The organism is Pseudomonas fluorescens group sp. PF-1 (assembly GCF_054481335.1).
Genome location: NZ_JBTMNG010000001.1, coordinates 1,056,689 through 1,078,091 on the forward strand (window position 1 = coordinate 1,056,689; position 21,403 = coordinate 1,078,091).

General features: G+C 60.9%; 19 protein-coding genes. 11 read left to right on the forward strand and 8 right to left on the reverse strand.

What is annotated here, in order from left to right:
- Position 1: 1 nt before the first annotated feature.
- The 5 genes from ACX3YD_RS05060 to ACX3YD_RS05080 all read left to right on the forward strand — a co-directional run bounded on the left by ACX3YD_RS05060 (position 2) and on the right by ACX3YD_RS05080 (position 6,011).
- On the forward strand, positions 2-1,450 hold the full coding sequence (locus ACX3YD_RS05060; RefSeq protein ID WP_458960384.1) for an aldehyde dehydrogenase family protein: 1,449 nt from the start codon (positions 2-4) through the stop codon (positions 1,448-1,450).
- A gap of 295 nt (positions 1,451-1,745) precedes the next feature.
- Positions 1,746-2,849: an extracellular solute-binding protein gene (locus tag ACX3YD_RS05065; protein ID WP_458959389.1), complete on the forward strand. Its 1,104-nt coding sequence runs from the start codon at positions 1,746-1,748 to the stop codon at positions 2,847-2,849.
- A 194-nt stretch (positions 2,850-3,043) separates the two neighbouring features.
- Positions 3,044-3,952 (forward strand): ABC transporter permease, encoded by a 909-nt coding sequence (locus ACX3YD_RS05070; RefSeq protein ID WP_458959390.1) that lies wholly within the window; start codon positions 3,044-3,046, stop codon positions 3,950-3,952.
- On the forward strand, positions 3,949-4,797 hold the full coding sequence (locus tag ACX3YD_RS05075; protein WP_103403934.1) for an ABC transporter permease: 849 nt from the start codon (positions 3,949-3,951) through the stop codon (positions 4,795-4,797). Before ACX3YD_RS05070 ends, ACX3YD_RS05075 begins: the two co-directional genes overlap by 4 nt.
- A gap of 158 nt (positions 4,798-4,955) precedes the next feature.
- Positions 4,956-6,011: an ABC transporter ATP-binding protein gene (locus ACX3YD_RS05080; protein ID WP_047532591.1), complete on the forward strand. Its 1,056-nt coding sequence runs from the start codon at positions 4,956-4,958 to the stop codon at positions 6,009-6,011.
- An 83-nt stretch (positions 6,012-6,094) separates the two neighbouring features.
- Here the strand turns inward: ACX3YD_RS05080 and ACX3YD_RS05085 are convergent, their stop codons facing one another.
- Positions 6,095-7,024 carry an AraC family transcriptional regulator gene (locus ACX3YD_RS05085; RefSeq protein ID WP_047532588.1) on the reverse strand — a complete coding sequence of 310 codons (930 nt, stop codon included), beginning with the start codon at positions 7,022-7,024 and terminating at the stop codon, positions 6,095-6,097.
- Between the two features lie 337 nt (positions 7,025-7,361).
- Between ACX3YD_RS05085 and ACX3YD_RS05090 the strand changes: the two genes are divergently transcribed.
- Both ACX3YD_RS05090 and ACX3YD_RS05095 read left to right on the forward strand, forming a co-directional pair.
- Entirely contained in the window at positions 7,362-7,715 is a 354-nt protein-coding gene (locus ACX3YD_RS05090) for a putative quinol monooxygenase (RefSeq protein WP_458959391.1), read from the forward strand.
- 41 nt (positions 7,716-7,756) lie between these two features.
- Positions 7,757-7,987, forward strand: coding sequence for a hypothetical protein (locus tag ACX3YD_RS05095; protein WP_103403936.1), 231 nt, complete (start codon positions 7,757-7,759; stop codon positions 7,985-7,987).
- Here the strand turns inward: ACX3YD_RS05095 and ACX3YD_RS05100 are convergent, their stop codons facing one another.
- The 6 genes from ACX3YD_RS05100 to ACX3YD_RS05125 all read right to left on the reverse strand — a co-directional run bounded on the left by ACX3YD_RS05100 (position 7,988) and on the right by ACX3YD_RS05125 (position 15,844).
- The gene (locus tag ACX3YD_RS05100) at positions 7,988-8,617 is read right to left on the reverse strand and encodes a flavin reductase family protein (RefSeq protein ID WP_103403937.1); all 630 of its coding nucleotides are present in this window, start codon (positions 8,615-8,617) and stop codon (positions 7,988-7,990) included.
- 175 nt (positions 8,618-8,792) lie between these two features.
- Complete coding sequence (locus ACX3YD_RS05105) at positions 8,793-9,047, reverse strand: hypothetical protein (protein WP_458959392.1); 255 nt, start codon at positions 9,045-9,047, stop codon at positions 8,793-8,795.
- Between the two features lie 317 nt (positions 9,048-9,364).
- Positions 9,365-10,684 carry an MFS transporter gene (locus tag ACX3YD_RS05110; RefSeq protein ID WP_047532584.1) on the reverse strand — a complete coding sequence of 440 codons (1,320 nt, stop codon included), beginning with the start codon at positions 10,682-10,684 and terminating at the stop codon, positions 9,365-9,367.
- A gap of 311 nt (positions 10,685-10,995) precedes the next feature.
- Entirely contained in the window at positions 10,996-12,330 is a 1,335-nt protein-coding gene (locus ACX3YD_RS05115) for a sigma-54-dependent transcriptional regulator (protein ID WP_103403940.1), read from the reverse strand.
- A complete protein-coding gene (locus ACX3YD_RS05120; protein WP_458959393.1) occupies positions 12,324-14,090 on the reverse strand; it encodes a sensor histidine kinase in 1,767 nt (588 codons plus the stop codon). Before ACX3YD_RS05120 ends, ACX3YD_RS05115 begins: the two co-directional genes overlap by 7 nt.
- 230 nt (positions 14,091-14,320) lie before the next feature.
- On the reverse strand, positions 14,321-15,844 hold the full coding sequence (locus tag ACX3YD_RS05125; RefSeq protein WP_458959394.1) for a fumarate hydratase: 1,524 nt from the start codon (positions 15,842-15,844) through the stop codon (positions 14,321-14,323).
- 381 nt (positions 15,845-16,225) lie between these two features.
- Here ACX3YD_RS05125 and ACX3YD_RS05130 point away from each other — a divergent pair, with 381 nt between their 5' ends.
- Genes ACX3YD_RS05130 through ACX3YD_RS05140 form a run of 3 tightly spaced genes read left to right on the forward strand, consistent with a single transcriptional unit; the run spans position 16,226 to position 19,039 of the window.
- Complete coding sequence (locus ACX3YD_RS05130) at positions 16,226-17,332, forward strand: GGDEF domain-containing protein (RefSeq protein WP_047532575.1); 1,107 nt, start codon at positions 16,226-16,228, stop codon at positions 17,330-17,332.
- Positions 17,325-18,260, forward strand: a complete 936-nt coding sequence (locus ACX3YD_RS05135; RefSeq protein WP_047532572.1) for an iron-sulfur-binding ferredoxin reductase — start codon at positions 17,325-17,327, stop codon at positions 18,258-18,260. The genes ACX3YD_RS05130 and ACX3YD_RS05135 overlap by 8 nt, the downstream gene beginning before the upstream one ends.
- A 29-nt stretch (positions 18,261-18,289) precedes the next feature.
- Positions 18,290-19,039, forward strand: coding sequence for an enoyl-CoA hydratase-related protein (locus tag ACX3YD_RS05140; RefSeq protein WP_458959395.1), 750 nt, complete (start codon positions 18,290-18,292; stop codon positions 19,037-19,039).
- A 205-nt stretch (positions 19,040-19,244) separates the two neighbouring features.
- Here ACX3YD_RS05140 and pyk read toward each other — a convergent pair whose 3' ends face one another.
- Positions 19,245-20,696, reverse strand: a complete 1,452-nt coding sequence (pyk, locus tag ACX3YD_RS05145) for a pyruvate kinase (protein WP_047532568.1) — start codon at positions 20,694-20,696, stop codon at positions 19,245-19,247.
- A 173-nt stretch (positions 20,697-20,869) separates the two neighbouring features.
- On the opposite strand from pyk, the gene ACX3YD_RS05150 reads away from it, so the two are divergent.
- Entirely contained in the window at positions 20,870-21,253 is a 384-nt protein-coding gene (locus ACX3YD_RS05150; RefSeq protein ID WP_103403945.1) for a tetratricopeptide repeat protein, read from the forward strand.
- Positions 21,254-21,403: the final 150 nt, after the last annotated feature.

The window sequence follows — 21,403 nt, forward strand, 5'->3', positions numbered from 1 at the left end:
CTTGACCTTACCCACCACGTTGGACGGCCTGTTCATCGACGGCCAATGGTCCGCCAGCAGCGAACACCTGCGGGTGATCAACCCGGCAACCGAAGCCCTGTTGACCACGGTGAAGGGCGGTGACGAGCGCGCTGTCGAACAAGCCGTCAGCGCCGCGACCAGGGCTTTCGCCGATTGGTCGAAAACCACCGGTGCCGAGCGCGGCGCGATCCTGCGCAAAATCGCCGCCGGCGTGCAGGCCGGTCGTGAGCACTTGATGCATTTGCAGTCCCTCAACAACGGCAAGCCACAATTCGAAGCGGCCATCGACGTCGATGACGTGATCGCCACGTTCGAGTATTACGCCGGTCTGGCCGAAGGCCTCGACGCAAAACAGGACAGCGCCGTTGAACTGCCGAGCGAAGATTTCCGCGCTCGTCTGCGCCGCGAACCTTGCGGCGTGGTCGGGCTGATCGTGCCGTGGAATTTCCCGATGGTCACCACGGCCTGGAAACTGGCGCCGGCCCTGGCTGCCGGTTGCTGCGTGGTGCTCAAGCCTTCGGAAGTGACGCCGTTGCCGGAGCTGGAACTGGCGGCAATCATTGCCGAAGCCGGCTTGCCCGCCGGTGTGTTCAACCTGGTGTGCGGCACGGGGCTGGCGGTTGGCGCGCCGCTGTCGGCGGACCCGCGCATCGCCAAGGTGTCGTTCACCGGCAGTAACGCGGTAGGCGTACAGGTCATGCAACGCGCGGCAGAAACCGTCAAAGGCGTGAGCCTGGAACTGGGCGGCAAATCCTCGTTGCTGGTGCTGGCCGATGCCGATATCGACCTGGCCGTGGAAGTCGCCTGTGGCGGCGGTTTCTTCAACGCCGGGCAAATGTGCTCGGCCACCAGCCGCGTGCTGGTCGCCGACGAACTGGCCGATGAATTCCTGATTCGATTGAAGAGCCGTGCCGAAGCGATTCGCGTGGCAGACCCGTTCGATCCGAACGTGGAAATGGGCGCGCTGGTCAATCAAACGCAATACCAGCGCGTGCTCGGCCACATCGACCGCGGTTTGAGTACCGGTGCCAAGCTGATTTGCGGCGGCAATCGCCCGGCGGATCTGCCGCGCGGATATTTTTTGCAGCCGACCATCTTCACCGAAGTGCCCCTCGACAGTGCGCTGTGGTGTGAAGAGATATTCGGCCCGGTGATTTGCGTGCGCAGCTTTGCCAGCGAAGCCGAAGCGATTGCCCTGGCCAATGACAGTCAGTTCGGTCTGGTCGCCAGCGTGGTGACGCGCAATGCCGAGACGGCGGATCGCGTCGCCAACGCTTTGCAAGCGGGGCTTGTGTGGATCAACGCGCCACAGGTGATCTTCCCGCAGACCGCCTGGGGTGGCTACAAACAGAGCAGCATTGGTCGTGAATTGGGCCCGTGGGGCTTGCAGGCTTTCCAGGAAATCAAGCACGTGATTCGAGCCGTCTGACCCCCTCCTTGTAGGAGCGAGCCTGCTCGCGATGGACGCAAGGACGACATGGGCTGTCTGACGCCCCGCGTTATCGTTGACGTCCATCGCGAGCAGGCTCGCTCCTACGGGGAGGCATGTGCTGGCGTCATGGCTTCAATGAGTTTTTATCGATAGTCAGCGGTTTTACACAACCTCAGGATGAACTCACTGGTTCAACCAACCCCCCGAAAATAGAGGGGAAAGCGCTGATCCAGTCGCGCGGATGCAACAGCTTCGACCTGCCTTATACCTAAAAAAACAAAGGGAGTCCGTAATGGGCGAGCATGATCTGAACAGACGTCAATTCATCAAGACTGTGGGCGTAGCCTCGGTTGCTGCGGCGGCCATGAGCCTGCCGTTCGTCAAGGCCAATGCCAGTGATACCCGTTTCCAGGGCAAGACCCTGCGTCTGTTGACCTGGTCTGACGACACAGGCCTGGCTGCACTGCGCAACATCGCCGCGACGTTCGAGGACAAATACGGCGTCAAGGTCATCGCAGACCGCACCGGCAGTACCTCGGAAATGGTCGCCAAACTCAAGGCCGGCGGTGATCGTCCGCAATACGACATCATCACCCTGGCAGGCGTCGGCGCCGAAGGTCTGGCCGCCGCCAACCTGCTGGAAAAACCCGACCTCAACCGCATTCCCAACATTGTCGATGTGCCGGAAAAGTATCGCACCGGCGCCAATGGCCACGGTATCGGTTACCTGCTCTGGTGCAATAGCCTGGTCTACAGCACTCGCACGCAGAAGGAAGCTCCGGCCAGCTACGCCGCCCTGTGGGATGCCGAGCTGGCACCGAACATCTTCCTGCCGCCGCCGAACTGGACCGAGGCCATGGACCTGATCATCATTGCCGCCAAACTGGCCGGTGGTGACGAACACAACATCGAGCCGGGCTTCAAGAAACTCGCCGAGCTCAAGGACCGTGTGGTGACCCTGGGTGAAAACCCGAACCAGATCGCCGAACTGTTCCGCACCGGTTCGCTGGACATGGGTGGCCTGTATGCGCCGGCGTTTTTCCCGAAACAGATCCGCGATCCGAACTACGGCCTGAGTGCAACCTTCGGCATGAAAGAAGGTTTCTACACCGACTTGATGCAATCGGTAATGCCGAAAAACCGTCCGGGCGACACCGACCTGGCTTACGCCTTCATCAACCACTCTCTGGACCCGCTGGTACAGGGCAAGATGGCCGAAGACATCTACAACGGCCCGGTCAACGCCAAGGCGATCATCTCCGCCGAAGCGCGCAAGAGCCCGTACATCCTCACCCCAGAGCAGATTGCCGAGAAGGCGATCATGCACGACAACGCCTTCCTGGCCACCGTGCATGACCAATGGATTCGTCGTTACACGGAAATCTTTTCTTCCTGATCGAGTGACGCCCACAGGATCTTCAAGCATTGAAGATCCCCTGTGGGAGCGAGCTTGCTCGCGATAGCGGAGTGTCAGTCACCTTCAATGGCGGCTGACAAGCAGTCATCGCGAGCAAGCTCGCTCCCACAAGGGGCCGATGCGTCTGCAAGTCCTGTGTTTGTCAGCTGCTTTCCATTGACGAGACCTTTGCTATGGAACACCAACCTCTGACCCATCCGGTGAGTGCCGCTCCCGCGCGCACTGATCGGGGTGTTTCGCCGACGACGCGCGCCTGGCTCTTTCTGACGCCGTCGATGCTGTTTCTGGGCGTACTGATTGCCGCCAGCCTGTTGGTCCTGCGCATGAGCGTGGGCACCAAGGGCGCGGAATGGACCGGGTTCAGCCTGGCCAGCTACGCGCAATTGCTGGAACCCTACTACCTCAAATCCCTGCTGCTGACCCTGCGCCTGGCGCTGATCAGCGCAGTGATCGCGGTCGTGCTGGCGATCCCGGTGGCTTACACCATGTCGCGCCTGACCTCGCCGTTCGTGCGCCGGATTTTCCTCGCGGCGGTGCTGCTGCCCTTGCTGGTCAACCTGCTGCTGCAAAGCTACGGCTGGCTGGTCATTCTCGGCCCGGGCGGGATGCTCAACCAGACGTTGATGGGCCTGGGCCTGATCAAGCGTCCGATCATGCTGCTCTACAACCAGAACGGCGTGTTGATGGGCCTGGTGCAAACCGCCTTCCCGCTGGCCGTGCTGCCGATCGCCAGCGCCATGCGCGGCGTTGCCCGCAGTTACGAAGAGGCCGCCGCCACCCTGGGCGCCAGTCGTTTTCAAGTGTTCCGCCAAGTGGTGTTGCCGATGAGCCTGCCGGGGATCATCACCGGTGCGACCCTGGTGTTCGCCTATAACGCCAGCAGCTTCGTGGTGCCGCTGCTGCTCGGTGGCCGTCGCGTGCCGATGCTGGCGGTGATGGTGCATGACCAGATCGCGCCGCTGATGAACTGGCCCGCCGCGTCCGCTGCCGGTGTGGTGCTGATTGTCACCACGCTCGCCATCATGACGTTGTCCGAATACATCACTGGCCGTCGTCGGCGCAGACTGGAGGCTTCGCAATGAGTACCCTGATCAAAAAGCGCCAGTCGCTGTTGCCGGGAGAAACCGGCAAGTTCGCAGGCATACTGTCCGGCTTCATCCTGTTGCTGGCGGTGTTGCCGATCCTGACCATGATCGTCATGTCCTTCAGTGGCGCGTCGAACCTCGACTTCCCACCGAGCAGCTACAGCCTGCAATGGTACAAGGCCGCCTGGCACACCTTCGTTTCGCCGGACGCCAGCGACGTGTTGAGCCTGGGCAAAGCCATGACCACCAGCCTCATGGTGTCGTGTCTGACCATGGTGTTCGCGACGCTGATCGCGGTGCCGGCGGCGTACGCACTGACCCGTTGCGAATTCCGCGGCAAAGCCGTGGCGCTGCAACTGATGTCGCTGCCGCTGGTGTTCCCGATGGTGGTGTTGGGCCTGGCGTTGCTGTTGGTGTTCGACAGCCTGCCGTTCCAGATGACCACCTCGCGCCTGGTGATTGCCCACGTGATCCTGGCGTTGCCGTTCGTGGTGAAGAACTGCACCGCCGCCATGCTCTCCATCGGCAGCGAAGTCGAAGAGGCTGCGCAAATGCTTGGCGCGTCACCGCTGCGGGCGATCGTCGATGTGGTGGTGCCGTTGATGAAGTCGGGGATTCTGGCGGGCATGCTGCTGGCGTTCATCGTCTCGTTCAACGAATTCACCGTGACCTATTTCCTCTACACCATCGACGTCATGACCGTGCCGATCTGGATGTACAGCCGCACCGTGTCTTCACTCGACCCAACCGTATTTTCGTTTGCCGTGCTGATCGTGCTGATCGACTTCGTCCTCATCTGGGCGCTGGAGAAGCTGGTTGGCGAAGGTGGCGTTTCGTTCTAGCTCCTGCCTGGAGGTGCCTGCGCTCGATCACGCTGCGTTAAAAGTCAGCTCAGAATGCTCATTGACTAAAGTCAACTCCGCTTCTTCGCAGACTTTTGCCTTGCCTGATCATCGCTCGGCGACCTCCAGCCAGAACCCCTGATTTCTTGAGGTGATTTATGTCTGGTCTGATTCTGGAAAACGTCGAGAAACACTACGGCTCGGCCTGCGCGGTAAAAGATGTAAACCTGCATTTGCCCGAGGGCAAGCTGGTGTGTTTCCTCGGCCCTTCGGGTTGCGGCAAAACCACGTTGCTGCGGATGATCGCCGGTCTTGAAACCCTGACCGGCGGTGAGATTCGCCTGGACGGTGAAGACATCGGTCAAACCCCGGCGCACTTGCGCAATTTCGGCATGGTGTTCCAGTCCCTGGCCCTGTTCCCGCACATGACGGTGGGCGAGAACATTGCTTACCCGCTGAAACTGCGCGGGGTCAGCAAGGCTGACCAGCAGGCGCGGGTGGTGGAGTTGCTGGAATTGATCCAGCTGCAACAGATGATTGATCGCCCGGTGGCCAAACTCTCCGGCGGGCAGCGTCAGCGGGTGGCGATTGCCCGGGCGATTGCCAGTCACCCGAAGATCCTTTTGCTCGACGAACCGCTGTCGGCGCTGGATGCCAAGCTGCGCGAGTCGATGCAGGTGGAGATCCGTCAGCTGCAACAACGCCTGAACATCACCACCATCATGGTGACTCACGACCAGCGTGAGGCCATGACCATGGCGGATATTGTCGTCGTGCTGGGTGAGCACCGGGTGCAGCAGGTCGGTACGCCGATCGAAATCTACCGGCACCCGGCCAACGAATTCGTCGCGGACTTTATCGGTTCGGGCAATATCTTCCCGGCCACGGCGCTGGGCAATGGCAAGATCAGTCTGCCGGGCGGTGATGCGCTGCAAGTGCCGATCTGCAGCAGCATTGTGGTCGGTGAGAAAGTGAAGATGCTGATTCGCCCGGAAGACTTGCAACTGTCGGCGCCGCAGGCGACGGCGGGCAATCGGTTGTTGGGCAAGGTGACGTTCGTACGGGATATCGGCGCGACCATCGAAACCACGGTCGAATGTTCCGGGGTTACATTCACGGCGCTGAGCACGCCGTGTCAGGGCTTTGGCTTGAGCGTCGGGCACCCGGTGTCGGTGACCCTTCCTGCCGAGGCGTGCAGGGTATTGGGAGCCTGATCCGGATTGGATCTTGGCCTCTCTGGCTCCATCGCGAGCAAGCTGGCTCGCGATGGGGCCGGTACTGATTGCACAAATCCTGGCTAAACGCTCAACCGCAACCGCGCCAGATCCCGCAACGGCGGCGCGCCGAACAAACGGCTGTACTCGCGGCTGAACTGCGAAGGGCTTTCATACCCGACCCGATATCCCGCCGCTGAAGCTTCCAGCCCTTCGGCCAGCATCAAGCGTCGCGCTTCCTGCAATCGCAGTTGTTTCTGGTACTGCAGCGGGCTCATCGCCGTCATCGCCTTGAAACGATGATGCAGCGTCGACACGCTCAGGTTCACTTCCTTCGCCAGATCATCGATGCGCAGCGGCTGTTCATAGTTGCTGTTGAGCCATTTGATTGCCTGGCTGATGCGATGGCTCTGGCTGTTGGCGATGGCGATTTCGTACAACCGGTGGCCCTGTTTGCTGCGCAGCAACCGATAGAGAATTTCCCGGCGAATCAGTGGCGCGAGCATGGCAATGTCTTTCGGCGTGTCGAGCAACCGTGCCAGGCGCAGCACTGCATCGAGCATTGCGCTGTCGAGCCGTTCGACATACAGCCCGCGCCCGGTCGGCCGGGTGGGCACGCCAAGCGGACCCGCGTCGGCGATCAAGGCGGTGATTTCCGCCGGGTCGATGTCCAGCCGCAATGCCAGGATCGGTTCCTGCGACGTGACATTCACAACCCGGCCGCTCAGTGGCATCGAGACGGAGACGACCAGGTAATTGAGCGGGTCGTAATTGAAGAACTCATCGGCGAGCCGAACTTCCTTGCGCCCCTGGGCCATGATGCACAGTGCCGGTTGCGCCAGCACCGGGGCGAAGTCGTGGTTTTGGCTGTGGCGCGACATGAGCAGCGAATCGACAGCGGTGGCATAACTGCCATCTTCGGCGGTGTTGCGACGAATGATCGCCGCCAGTTCCGCGCGCTGTTTCTCCATGTCGGCGTCCAGCGGGGCTTGAAAGTGATCGAGCGACGACATGGGAGGCATCCTCGGCAAGGTTGGGTTGAACGGGCAGAGCATAAGTTTGTGCAAGTCGCGGCGGTAGACACATCCTGCCGGATGCTTGCCTGATTCTGCATGGGCGTTGCTTTTTACCCCGACAAGACCGGACAGAGACGGCAAAACTTGCTTGAAACTCGCAGGGCAGAACCGTGACAGTGTTTTACACATTGTTACAGCCAATCCATGCACGCTCGCAGGATTGTGCAACGTCCCGGCAGAAATCGACTAACGAGCCATGCGCGCCAACCCTTAACCTTTGATCCTGTCGCAGCCCGTCCCCCGGCTGCCACACGACTCCCTGGGAGGGTTGAACATGTCTAAGCAGATCCCCGTCAGTCATATGGCCTTTGTTCGAGCGCGCGCCGGACGTTCGCAGGAGCTGGGTGTGCGCTTGAGCGCATTGATTGAGCCGTCTCGCGCCGCGCCAGGCTGCCTGAGCTTTGCCTTGCAGCATTCGCAATGTGACCCCGAGTTGTGGCTGGTCTCCGGTTTCTGGACTAACCAACAGGCCATGACCGCGTACTTCAGCACCCCGGCCATGGAGATCTTCGCCGAGCTGGTGCAGGAACTGGTGGTCAATCGCCTGGATTTTCACACCTTCAGGGATGTGTCGGCGGCGCAGGCCCTCCGCCAGTCCGGGGCTGCGGTACACAAACTGGCTGGTTGAGGGTTTAATGGCACTATTCTCAACCAGACAGGATGCGCGACATGGCACGCAAAGCCTTTGAAACCTTCGAAGCAGTATCGGCGGTCGTTCCCCGTGAAGGCGGGTATTACGCCGCAATCGCCACTAAAGCCATCGGTGGCTCGGGGGCGCCTCGCTTCAATAAGCTGCTGGAAGAGCAGACGTTCAAGACCGCCAAAGAAGCGGACGAAGCGGCCGCTCTGCAGTTGACTCACCTCAAGGGTGTCAGCGAAGACGGCGCCCTGATCTGGTAACTACCTGACCGCCCCCGGGCGATACATCTTGAACAAGGCCTCAGGCCCCAACTGGAAGTAGTCCGCCGGTCCGCCGCCGCGCAGAATCGGCTCTGCCGCGGCGGTGTCGTATACACCGTCCTTCAACAGTCTCCTGGCGATATGCACGGCGACCACTTCGCCCAGAATCAGCCAGCTCGGCACCACATTCCCGTCTGCCCGCTGCAACTGAATGATCTGCGTGACCTTGCACTCGAAGGACACCGGGCTTTCGGCCACCCGTGGCACTGAAATGACGTTCGAGGCAACGGTGGTCAGCCCGGACAGCTCGAATTCATTCACCTCTGGGCCAACCATAGCGCAGCTCTGGTTCATCTGTTCGGCCAATGGCCGGGTCGCCAGGTTCCACGCGAACTCACCGGTCTGTTCGATGTTGTTCAGGCTGTCTTTGCGCCCGATGCTGGAAAAACCAATGATCGGCGGAATGTAATTGAAGGCCGTGAAAAAGCTGTAAGGCGCCAGATTCAAATGGCCATCGGCATCCTGGGAGGAAATCCAGCCAATAGGGCGTGGGCCGACGATTGCGTTGAACGGATCGTGGGGCAGGCCATGGCCGTTGGCAGGTTCGTAATAGTGGATATCGTCGGGCATCGGGTAAACCTGGGTTTTTCGAGAGAGGCTCATATTGCTGGCGACGATGACTAATTTCCAGTCAATCGCGAGAGTCGGGGTCTTCTATGGGGGACCCTGAGGGGTTGTCTTATTTAGTGTTCTCCAGAAATGACCAAGCCCGGCCGAGGCCGGGCTGTGGTGCCGCGATTGCGGATCAGCTGATGGAAGCGCCGCCAGTACGGTCGTAGCCGTCTTCAGCGACGGTGGCGCCGCCAGTACGGTCGTAGCCATCTTCGGCAACGGTGGCAGAACCGGTGCGGTCGTAGCCATCAGCAGCGACCGTGGCCGAGCCAGTGCGTTCATAGCCGTCTGCTGCAACGGCGGAGCCGGTACGGTCAAAGCCGTCGGCGGCGAAGGTGTTGGCGGTCAGTACGGTGAGGGCCAGGGCGAGGAACAGTTTGGTTTTCATCTTCATTTCTCCAGATTCGTTGGCGGTTGTGTCTTGGGCATGGGTCTCATGCTACGCCAATTAAACTGATTAAAAAGCGCAAATAAATGCTAATAACAATCGATTAAATAGATGTTAAGGCCCGCAGATGTTTTCGCTTTCAAGGTCTGAGTGAGCGCATCGCAGTTAATCGATCAGGCAGGTTCAGGGTGGTGGTTAAGCATTAACTCGTGATTAATCCGGCTCTCACGGGGGTGAAGGTTTTTTCATGCCATGCCAAACAAAAAAAGGGGCAGACCCATGACGGTCTGCCCCTTTTGATGGTGACGCGGCTGGACTTAGTCCGTGACGATCCGCGAATGTTTGCGGGTGTCTTTCATGGTGATGTACACCAGCAGCGATACGGCAATACAGGCAGTGACATACCAGTAGTAGCCGGTCTCCATGCCGATGCTCTTGAACCACAGTGCGATGTATTCAGCGGTGCCACCGAAAATCGACACGGTCAGTGCGTAGGGCAGGCCAACACCCAGGGCGCGGATTTCGGTCGGGAACAGTTCGGCTTTGACTACCGCGTTGATCGAGGTGTAGCCGCTGACAATGATCAGCGCCGCCATGATCAGGAAGAACGCGCCCCACCAGGTCTGGATGGTGTGCAGGGTGGTGAGGATCGGCACGGTGAACAGGGTGCCCAGGATGCCGAAGGCGATCAGGATCGGCCGACGACCGATTTTATCCGACAGGCCGCCGATGATCGGTTGCAGGCACATGAACAGGAACAGCGTGGCGGCGGAAATGGTGGTGGAGTCGGAAATGCTCATGCCGACGGTGTTCACCAGGTATTTCTGCATGTACGTGGTGTAGGTGTAGAACGCCAGGGTGCCACCCATGGTCAGGCCGACCACGGTCATCAGTTCCTTTGGATGACGCAGCAAGGTGCGCATCGCGCTTTCCTTGGCCTTTTCCTTCTTGGTGAACGATTCGGTTTCTTCCATGCCGCGACGCAGGTACAGCGCGACGATGGCGCAGAGTGCGCCGATGGCGAACGGAATGCGCCAGCCCCAGGCGTACAGCTCCTCGGTGGTCAGCAATTGTTGCAATACGATCAACACAGCCAACGCGATGAGCTGGCCGGAGATCAGGGTCACGTACTGGAAACTGGAGTAGAAACCGCGGCGTTCCTTGGTCGCCATCTCACTGAGGTAAGTGGCCGAGGTGCCGTACTCGCCACCGACCGACAGGCCCTGTAGCAAGCGGGCGAACACCAGCAGGATCGGCGCGCCGATGCCAATGATTTCATAGCCCGGGCTCAGTGCGATCAGCAGCGAGCCGAAGCACATCAGGTACACCGAGGCCATCAGGGCCTTTTTACGCCCGACCTTGTCGGCATACAGGCCCATCAGCCAGCCACCGATCGGACGCATCAGGAAGCCCACGGCGAAGATTGCGGCGGTGTTCAGCAGTTGTGCAGTGGTGTCGCCTTTCGGGAAAAAGGTCTTGGCGAAGTACAGGGAGAAAGCGGCGTAGACGTACCAGTCATACCACTCGACCATGTTGCCGACCGAGCCGCTGAAGATCGACTTGATACGGCTGGAGGTGGTGCGTTCTCTTGTCGGCACGGCGGCCGACCCACGGGGCAGGGTATTGGAGTTATCCATTGAAGGATCCTTCGTCTAATTATTGTTTGTGGAGCGCGCGTTAACGCAGCCTGCGGGGGCTATAGCAGGAGGTGTGCCAAGGTGGAGAGTGCCGTTTTAGAGGGGGTGGAGCGATCTTATGAGCGGAAATCCGCTCATGAAAGGTTGGGTGTGAGCGAAAAATTGCTCATGGGGGATGTTGCCTGGACCAGCCTCTTCGCGGGCAAGCCCGCTCCCACAATGACCGAGCTGATCGCGAGTTTTGCGTACGGCACCGGCCCCCTGTGGGAGCGGGCTTGCCCGCGAAGAGGCCATTAAAGGCGCTGGAGCATTCAGTTTTCTTGCAGGAACATCTCTCGACTCAGGCCATGACGCTGCATCTTTTCGTTGAACGTACGGCGTGGCAGTTGCAGCTCTTCAAGCACGGCCTTGACGTCACCCTTGTGTCGGGTCAGCGCCGCGCGCAAGCACTGCGCCTCAAAGGCTTCCTGCTGGGCCGCCAGTGACTGCCCAGGGTCGATGCCCGCAGGAACAGGTTCGCCAAGCCCCAGCACCTGACGTTCGGCGACATTCGCCAGTTCACGCACATTGCCTGGCCAGTCGTGGCTCAGCAGGTGGCTCAACTGCGGGCCGCTCAGCGGCGCGAAGGTGCGCCCGAGGCGTTCGGCGGCATGGCGGGCGAACGATTCGTACAACAACGGAATGTCTTCGCGGCGATCGCGCAACGGCGGCAGACGCAGCTCGGCGACGTTCAAACGATAAGCCAGGTCCTCGCGAAAACGCCCGGCCCGTGCTTCGTCGAGCAAGTCCGGCTTGGTCGCGGCAATGATCCGTAGATCCACGCGGATACTCTGGTTCGAGCCCAGGCGTTCCAGTTTCTGTTCCTGTAACACGCGCAGCAGCTTCACCTGCTGCGCCAAGGGCATGCTTTCAATCTCATCGAGAAACAGCGTGCCGCCGTCGGCGTATTCGAGTTTGCCGATGCGTTTGCCCTGGGCGCCGGTAAACGCACCGCTCTCATGACCGAACAGCTCGGCTTCAAACAGTTGCTCGGGGATGGCTGCGCAGTTCAACGCCACAAAAGGTTTATCCGCCCGCGGGCCGAAGTCGTGCAGGCAGCGGGCAACCAGTTCCTTGCCGCTGCCGGTTTCGCCACGGATCAGCACATTGACCGGCAATGCAGCCAGCTCCAGCACCTGACGGCGCAAGGTCTGCAAGCCACGGGATACGCCCAGCAGCGTGGCATCGAGTTTGGCGCGGTTGTCCGCCTGTTCATGCAGGGCACGGTTCTCCAGCACCAGCCGGCGCTTGTCCAGCGCGCGGCGCAGGCTGCCGAGCAGGGCTTCGGGGCTGAAGGGTTTCTCCAGAAAGTCGTAGGCCCCGTCGCGCATCGCATCCACGGCCATCGGCACGTCGCCGTGACCGGTCAGCAGGATCACCGGCAGCTCGGCATCGCGCTGCTGCACTTCGGCCAGCAGTTCCAGGCCGCTCATGCCGGGCATGCGCACATCGCTGAGAATCACCCCGGCAAAGTGTTTCGGCAACTGCGCCAGGCACTCGTCCGCACGGCTGAACAACTGCACATCGAAACCCGACAGGCTCAACCATTGTTCGACGGCGCTGCGGATGCTGCTTTCGTCGTCGACCACCATCACGGAATTCAGCATGAGCCATGGGCCTCCAGGTCGATGGGCAGGGTGAGGGAGAACACGGCGCCGTTGTCGCGATTGCCGGCCGTCAGGCGCCCGCCCGACTCGTGAGCGATTGCAAAGGAAACCGCCAGTCCGATGCCCAGTCCATCGCCGACCGGTTTGGTGGTGAAGAACGGGTCGAACACTTTGGCCAGGTTCTCTTCGGCAATGCCGCCACCGTTATCAATGACGCTCAGGCGCCACAATTGTTCATCGGCTTCGAGACGGATTTCCAGGCGCTTGCAGGGTTTGTCCTGCATTGCGTCCAGGGCATTGCGCAGCAGGTTGATCAGCACTTGTTCCAGACGAATCGCATCGCCGCGCACCCAGGCCGGACGCGTCAGATGCAACACCGTGCTGACTTGCTCATCGCGCAATCGGGTGTCGAGCAGTTGCATTGACTGATCCACCACGGTGGCCAGATCCAGGCGTTCGCGCAAGCCGCCGGGACTTTTCCGGGCGAAGGTTTTCAGGTGTCCGGTGAGCGCCGCCATGCGCGTGAGCATCTCGTCGAGCGGTTTGAGCGCTTTGTAGGCGTCGTCGACGCGGCCGTGGTCGAGCAGCAACCTCAGCGTGGCCAGCTGCATGCGCTGGGCAGTCAAAGGCTGATTGATCTCATGGGCGAGGGCGGCGGACATCTGCCCGAGGGCCGCGAGTTTGGCCGATTGCACCAGGCCTTCCTGGGCGGTGCGCAGGTCGCGGGTACGTTCTTCTACAAGCTGTTCAAGCTCTTCGCGGCTGCGCTGGCGCATTTTCGCCAGACGCCAGCGCTGGTTGAGGAACAGCAGTAGAAACACCAGGGTCAACCAAAGGCCGGCAGCGGCGAGTGCAGCGTTGCGACTGTCCTCGAACGCGACGTGCGGGCGACGCAGCAGGTGCAGCGTCCAGCCTTCGGCGGGAAGCGGAAGGGACTCCCATAGGTAATCAGACTTACCGTCCGGGCCATCGACCCGTGCCAGCTCGCTGTTTTCGTCAAAACGGCGCAGTGATTGATAATCAAGCGGTGTCAGTGGCTGCTTGTCGTATTGGCGGGTGGCCTTGAGTTCGGCGTGATCCCTGTCATTGAGCGGTTTCAAAAGCCGATAGCGCCAGCCCGGCTGGTTGGCGATGAAGATGATCCCACGGGCGTCGCTGACCAGCAGTGTGTCGCTGCCCTGACGCCACTCCCGTTCCAGTTCCGGAAATTCCAGTTTGACCACCATCGCGCCGAGAAACTGCCCGTCGTCATCGCTGACGGCGCTGGACAGGAAGTAACCCGGTATCCCACTGGTCACGCCCACGGCGTAAAAACGCCCGGTGCCCTGGGTGCGCGTCTGACTGAAGTAAGGGCGGAAACCGTAATTGTGACCGACATAACTGCTGGGCAAACGCCAGTTGCTGGCTGCCACGGCCAGGCCGGTGCGATCAAGCAATTCCAGGGTCGAGGACTCGGCGGCGCCGTTGATTTTTTCCAGCTTGCGGTTCAGCACGTCCTGTTGCTCGGCGCTTACCGGGCCATTGAGTGCTTCGCGTAATTGTGGGTCCAGTGCCAGCACGGAGGGCAGGGCACGGTAACGCTCGATCAGGGTATGCAGCGACGTGGCGTACAGCGCCAATTGCTGATTGGCCCGGGCGGCGTCTTCGACCATGGACTGGCGTACGGTGTGGCGCATCGCCAGGGTGGCGGCGATGGCGGCACCGGCGATGATCACCAGGGTGTAGAGCGCCAGGCGCAAGGGGCGAGATAACTCGAACATGCTGGGTATGACACACAGGTACAGAGGGCGCGCACCATAACATGCGGCGCTTGACCCTTGTAGGCGCGAGCCTGCTCGCGATGGTCGTCAACGATAACGCGGGGCAACAGACAAACCGTGTTGTCCATGCGTCCATCGCGATCAGGCTCGCTCCTACGGGGGACGCATCTGGCAATAAAAAAGGCGACAGGGTTAGCCCTGTCGCCTTTTTCAGTGGTCAGTCGAAATACTTACTGCACTTCCACCGCCAGGCTGTCACTGATCTTTTTCTGCCAGATGGCAGGACCGGTGATGTGTACCGACTCGCCGTTGCTGTCGACTGCAACAGTGACCGGCATGTCTTTCACGTCGAACTCGTAGATCGCTTCCATGCCCAGTTCGGCGAAAGCCACCACGCGGGATTTCTTGATGGCTTGCGCCACCAGGTAAGCCGCGCCGCCGACAGCCATCAGGTAGACGGCCTTGTAGTCCTTGATCGCTTCGATGGCGGTCGGGCCGCGCTCGGATTTGCCGATCATGCCCAACAGGCCGGTTTGCTCGAGGATCTGACGGGTGAACTTGTCCATCCGCGTGGCGGTGGTCGGGCCAGCCGGGCCAACCACTTCTTCACGGACCGGATCGACCGGGCCGACGTAGTAGATGAAGCGGCCCTTGAGGTCGACCGGCAGGGTTTCACCCTTGTTCAGCATCTCGACCATGCGCTTGTGCGCGGCGTCGCGACCGGTGAGCATCTTGCCGTTGAGCAGGATGGTTTCGCCCGGCTTCCAGCTCTGCACTTCTTCCGGGGTCAGGGTGTCGAGGTTCACGCGACGGGCCGACGGACCCGCTTCCCAGACGATTTCCGGGTAGGCGTCCAGCGATGGCGCTTCCAGGGACGCCGGGCCGGAGCCGTCGAGCACGAAGTGTGCGTGGCGGGTGGCGGCGCAGTTCGGGATCATGCACACCGGCAACGAAGCGGCGTGAGTCGGGTAATCCATGATCTTCACGTCGAGCACGGTGGTCAGGCCGCCCAGGCCCTGGGCGCCGATGCCCAACTGATTGACCTTCTCGAACAGTTCCAGACGCATTTCTTCGATGCGGTTCTGTGGGCCACGGGCCTTCAGTTCGTGGATGTCGATGGATTCCATCAACACTTCCTTGGCCATCACCGCGGCTTTCTCGGCGGTGCCGCCGATGCCGATGCCGAGCATACCCGGTGGGCACCAGCCGGCACCCATGGTCGGAACGGTCTTGAGCACCCAGTCGACGATCGAGTCGGACGGGTTGAGCATGGCCATTTTCGATTTGTTCTCGGAACCGCCGCCCTTGGCCGCCACGTCCACTTCCACGGTGTTACCCGGAACGATGGAGTAGTGGATAACGGCCGGGGTGTTGTCCTTGGTGTTCTTGCGAGCGCCTGCCGGGTCGGCAAGGATCGAGGCACGCAGGACGTTTTCCGGCAGGTTGTAGGCGCGACGAACGCCTTCGTTGATCATGTCGTCCAGGCCCATGGTGGCGCCATCCCAACGCACGTCCATGCCCACGCGGACAAACACGGTCACGATGCCGGTGTCCTGGCAGATCGGACGGTGGCCGGTGGCGCACATGCGCGAGTTGATCAGGATTTGAGCGATGGAGTCACGGGCTGCCGGCGATTCTTCACGCAGGTAGGCCTCGTGCATCGCCTGGATGAAATCCACGGGGTGGTAGTAGGAAATGAACTGCAGGGCGTCGGCAACGCTCTGAATCAGGTCGTCTTGCTTGATCACGGTCATGAGTCGCGCTCCTCTAAAAGACGGGAACATTCAATAAGGTGCTTGCAGCTTGGGTGCATCGGTCGGTTGCAAGCACCTTTCAAGGCACGCCGGGCATGCTGGCGCGACGCTAAAAAGGCGCGGCAGTATAACGCGCCTCGGTTCGGTAAACACCCGCCGGTAATCAATCGTTGGTCGCATACAGGCAGCAGCAAGTTTGAAACGGGCAGATAAAGGCATATTGCTTTTGCGGCGAGGGAGCTTGCTCCCGTTGAGTCGCGTGTATTCCTGTTATCCACCCTTGAAAATAGGATGGTCATTTATTGGCCACGCCACTAAAGTGACATACGGTCTGTAGAGTAGGACGCTCTGTCAGTCTCCTTTCATTCGGTGAGTCAACGATTGACCCATAACGCCATCCAGCGACTGTTGCTCAAGCGTTTCGCCCTTGCGGCCGGCACCTATGCCCTGGCATTGGTATTGCTGTGGCTGGCATTTTTTACCGGGCACTATGAAGAGTCGCTCTCCGGCGTTGCCATTGGCAGCGCACTGGTGGTCATCAGTCAGGCGACGCTGTTTGCACTGTTCTATTCGGGCCTCAACCTGCGCTTTGCCGACCCCAGCCTGACCGAGGCCCAAGTCTTGCTGGGGCTGGGGTGGCAAACCTGGCTGATCGCACACCTGGGGGATGCCCGTGGGGCGTTTCTGGTTTTTTACGTACTGATTCTGCTGTTCGGGCTGTTCCATCTGTCCCGTCGCTCATTTGTGCGTTGTGCCTCGCTGGTGTTTTTCAGTTTCAGCGCGATCACGCTGTGGGAGGGCTACCACTTCCAGTTGCCTGACCCGGCATTGGCGGCGTTGCAAGTGTGCGTGCTGTTGATCGTGCTGGTGTGGCTGGTGCTCTATGCCGGTTATGTCCAGGCTTCGCGACACCGCATGCGTCAGCGGCGATTTGCCTTGCAGGCGCACCAGGACACGCTGCGCGGGATGATGCGTCAGCTCGAGGACCTGGTGGCCACTGATGAGTTGACCGGGTTGTTCAATCGTCGGCATTTCCTGCGCCTGGCCTCCCGCGAGTTGAACGCCATGGAGGTGGGTGTCGTGCATGGCCTGGCGCTGATCGATCTCGACCATTTCAAACGCATCAACGATTTGCACGGCCACGCCGCAGGCGACCAGGTGTTGCAAGCCTTTGCCGGCGTGGCCTCGGCCTGTCTGCGCGAGGGTGATGTCCTGGCCCGTTATGGCGGCGAGGAGTTCGTGGTGCTGCTGCCCGATTGCGATCCCGAGAGCTTGACCTCCTGTTGCGAGCGGCTGCGCATCGCCTTCACCGATGTCGAATTGATTGGCCTGAATGTGCGTAACCTCAGCCTGTCCGCCGGCATGACCCTGCTGGAACTCGGTGATGATCTCGACGATGCCTTGCAGCGCGCCGACCAGGCGCTTTATCGCGCCAAACGCGACGGCCGCAACCGTTGCGCGGCGGCCTGGGAAAACGTCGATGCCTGAGTTGCGTGTTGGCGACCGTCTTTGGTCGGTGGCGGCGGGCAGCAATTTGCTGGATGCCCTGAATCAGAACGGCGTGCCGGTGCCCTACAGCTGTCGCGCCGGCAGTTGTCATGCCTGCCTGGTGCAATGTGTGCAAGGCCTGCCGAGCGACAGCCGTCCCGATGCCTTGAGCGCCGAGCAGCGTCAGCAAGGCTGGCGCCTGGCCTGTCAGTGCCAGGTGATCGAGGACCTGCAGGTGCACACCTTCGACCCGCAGCGGGATGGCCAGCCGGCGGAGGTCGCCGCCGTCGATTGGCTGAGTGCCAGCGTGTTGCGTTTGCGCCTGACCCCGCAGCGGCCATTGCGCTACAGCGCCGGCCAGCATCTGGTGTTGTGGGCGGGCAATGTGGCGCGGCCTTACTCCCTCGCCAGCCTGCCGCAAGATGACCGTTTTCTGGAGTTTCACCTCGATTGTCGACAGCCCGGGCAATTCAGCGATGCGGCGCGTCAACTGAAGATCGGCGACGGGATCCGCCTCGGCGAGTTGCGGGGCGGGGCCTTGCATTACGACCCGGACTGGCACGAACGCCCGCTGTGGCTGATGGCTGCGGGCACCGGACTGGGGCCGCTGTTCGGTGTGTTGCGCGAAGCGTTGCGCCAGGATCACCAGGGTGCGATTCGTGTCATTCACCTGGCCCATGATGCCAATGAGCATTATCTGGCCAAACCCCTGCAAGCCCTGGCGGCGAACCGGTCGAACCTGAGTATCGAGCTGTGGACCGCGGCCGAGTTGCCGGCGGCTTTGGCGCAACTGCGGCTTGTTTCCCGGCAAACCCAGGCCTTACTCTGCGGAGCCCCCGACAGCATCGACGCCTTTGCCCGACGCCTGTACCTGGCGGGATTGCCGCGCAATCAACTGCTGGCCGACGTCTTCCTGCCCCGTGGTTGAGCGCTGATCTTTCAGACGCGAGACCTGCCATGACCGATGCCATCCAAGTTGAACGCGAACGGGGCCTGTTGACCCTGCGGCTGAATCGTCCCGACAAGAAAAACGCCCTGACCCGCGCCATGTACAGCCACTTGGCCGAAGCGCTGAAACTGGCCGACCACGACCCTGAAATCCATGCCGTACTGATCACGGGTTCCAGTGAGTGCTTCACCGCCGGCAACGACATTGCCGATTTCATCCAGCAACCGCCGAGCGGCCTCGACAGCCCGGTGTTCCAGTTCATGCTCAACCTGCTTGAATGCCGCAAGCCGGTGATCGCGGCGGTGGCGGGTGCGGCGGTGGGCATTGGTACGACCCTCTTGCTGCATTGTGATCTGGTGTACGTCAGCCGCGATGCGCGTTTGCGCATGCCATTCGTCAACCTTGGTTTGTGCCCGGAATTCGGTTCCAGCCTGATCCTGCCGCGCTTGCTCGGGCAGGCCAGGGCGGCGGAGTTGCTGTTGCTCGGTGAGGGTTTCAACGGTGAACAAGCTGCCGCATGGGGCATTGCCTGCGAAGCCTTGGGCAGTGGCGAAGAGACGTTGGCCAAGGCGCGGGAAATGGCGCTGCGTTTTGAGTCGCTGCCGCCGGAAGCGGTGCGTATCAGCAAGCAATTGATGAGGGCGCCGGATCGGGAGATGTTGCGCAAGGTCATAGAAGAAGAGGGTGCGTTGTTCACCCAGCGGCTGCGTTCGCCGGAAGCGATGGCGGCGTTGGCAGGGTTTATCAACCGGCATTGAACTTGCGGTGTCAGGGCCGGCCCCATCGCGGGCAAGCCCGCTCCCACAGGATTTTGTGTTCGGCACAGGTTATGTGAACGACACCGGCTACTGTGGGAGCGGGCTTGCCCGCGAAGAGGCCGGATCAGACAACACACCTGTCGAATCAGAAAAAAAAGCCCCGGCATTCACATGGCGGGGCTTTTGTTTTTCAGCGAGCAGTCACTCAGACCATCGGGTCGCCAACGTGCAGGATTTTCATGCCGTTGGTGCCACCGGTGGTGTGGTAGCTGTCGCCCTTGGTCAGGATGACCCAGTCGCCTTTCACCACGATGCCGCGCTTGACCAGTTCGTCGATCGCCTTCTGGCTGACTTCGTTCGGCGCCAGCGAAGCCGGATCGAACGGAATGGTGTACACGCCACGGAACAACGCCGCGCGAGCCTGGGCTTCACGGTGCGGGGTGAACGCGTAGATCGGCACCGAGGAACGGATGCGCGACATGATCAGCGGGGTGTAGCCACTTTCGGTCAGGGCGATGATCGCCTTCACGCCCGGGAAGTGGTTGGCGGTGTACATGGTCGCCAGGGCAATGCTCTCGTCGCAACGCGTGAACTCCTTGCCGATGCGGTGGCTGGACGTCTTGCTGGTCGGGTGCTTTTCGGCGCCGACACAGATGCGTGCCATGGCCTGCACGGCCTCCAGCGGATACAGACCGGCGGCACTTTCCGCAGAAAGCATCACGGCGTCGGTGTAGTCGAGCACGGCGTTCGCCACGTCGGACACTTCAGCGCGGGTCGGCATCGGGTTCTGGATCATCGACTCCATCATCTGGGTCGCCACGATCACGGCCTTGTTGTGGCGGCGTGCATGCAGAATGATTTTCTTCTGGATGCCCACCAGCTCGGCGTCGCCGATTTCCACGCCCAGGTCACCACGGGCCACCATCACGGCGTCGGATGCCTTGATCAGGCCATCGAGGGTTTCGTCGTCGGCCACGGCTTCGGCGCGTTCGATCTTCGCCACCAGCCAGGCGGTGCCGCCAGCTTCGTCGCGCAGTTGACGGGCGTATTCCATGTCGGCAGCGTCACGCGGGAACGATACGGCGAGGTAGTCGACCTGCATTTCGGCGGCGAGCTTGATGTCAGCCTTGTCTTTTTCGGTCAGGGCCGGTGCGGTCAGGCCACCACCGCGACGGTTGATGCCTTTGTGGTCCGACAGCGGACCGCCGATGGTCACGGTGCAGTGCAGTTCGGTGGCGGTGGCGGTATCGACACGCATCACGACGCGACCGTCGTCGAGCAGCAGCTCGTCGCCCACGCCGCAGTCCTTGACCAGATCCGGGTAATCGATGCCGACCACTTGCTGGTTGCCTTCGGTCAGCGGATGGCTGGTGGAGAAGGTGAATTGATCACCGATCTTCAGCTCGATGCGCTTGTTGGCGAATTTGGCGATACGGATTTTCGGGCCTTGCAGGTCACCCAGCAGGGCCACGAAGCGGCCATGCTTGGCAGCGAGATCACGCACCAGCTTGGCGCGAGCCTTATGCTCGTCGGGGGTGCCGTGGGAGAAGTTCAGACGGGCGACGTCCAGGCCAGCCAGAATCAGCTGTTCGAGAACTTCCGGCGAGTTACTGGCCGGGCCAAGGGTGGCAACGATTTTGGTACGACGGACGGACATGCAAAGACTCCTGAGTTCAAGCGCTGAGTGAGGCTACTATGGTCCGAAGTTGTAGTCATTGTTCGTATGCACTACTTATTGCTTTCTTTATTGAACACCGCAACTTTGCATCCCGGCCGCCTGAAGATTTCCGACCATGGGTCGATACAGCGTTCAAGACAGGAGATTTTCCCATGCGTTTCGTACTCGTTGCTGCCCTTGCCATCAGCGCCTTCAGCGTCACCGGTTGCACCCGTTGGGCGATGAATCATCATTTGAACAATGCCTACAGTGCCTATGACCGTGGCAATTGCGAGCAGGTGATGCTTGAGTTGTCCAAGGTCGAGCGCGACAGCCGGGCACGCCCCTATGTGTGGCCTGAAGTCTCGATGATGCGCGGTCAGTGCCTGGAACGGCAGAAGATGTTTATCGATGCGGCTCAGACTTACCAATTCATTATCGCGTCCTATCCGCAGAGCGAGTACGCCTACCGCGCCCGCGCCCGCCTGGAAACCCTGCAGAGCCTGGGCCATTACCCGACTCGCAGTGCGGCGGTGGTGCGCCCGACCCGGTTCTGATGTCAGTGGTCATCTGATGGCTGGCCTACCGGCGGTGGTGAGCTATAGTCGATTAGACCGGTTTTAGAGCCTTGCCTCTAAACCGAGGTAACACCTGTGATCGGCAGAGGTAAGCGGCAGCGGTTTTCGGCGACTGTCGCACCGGGATCG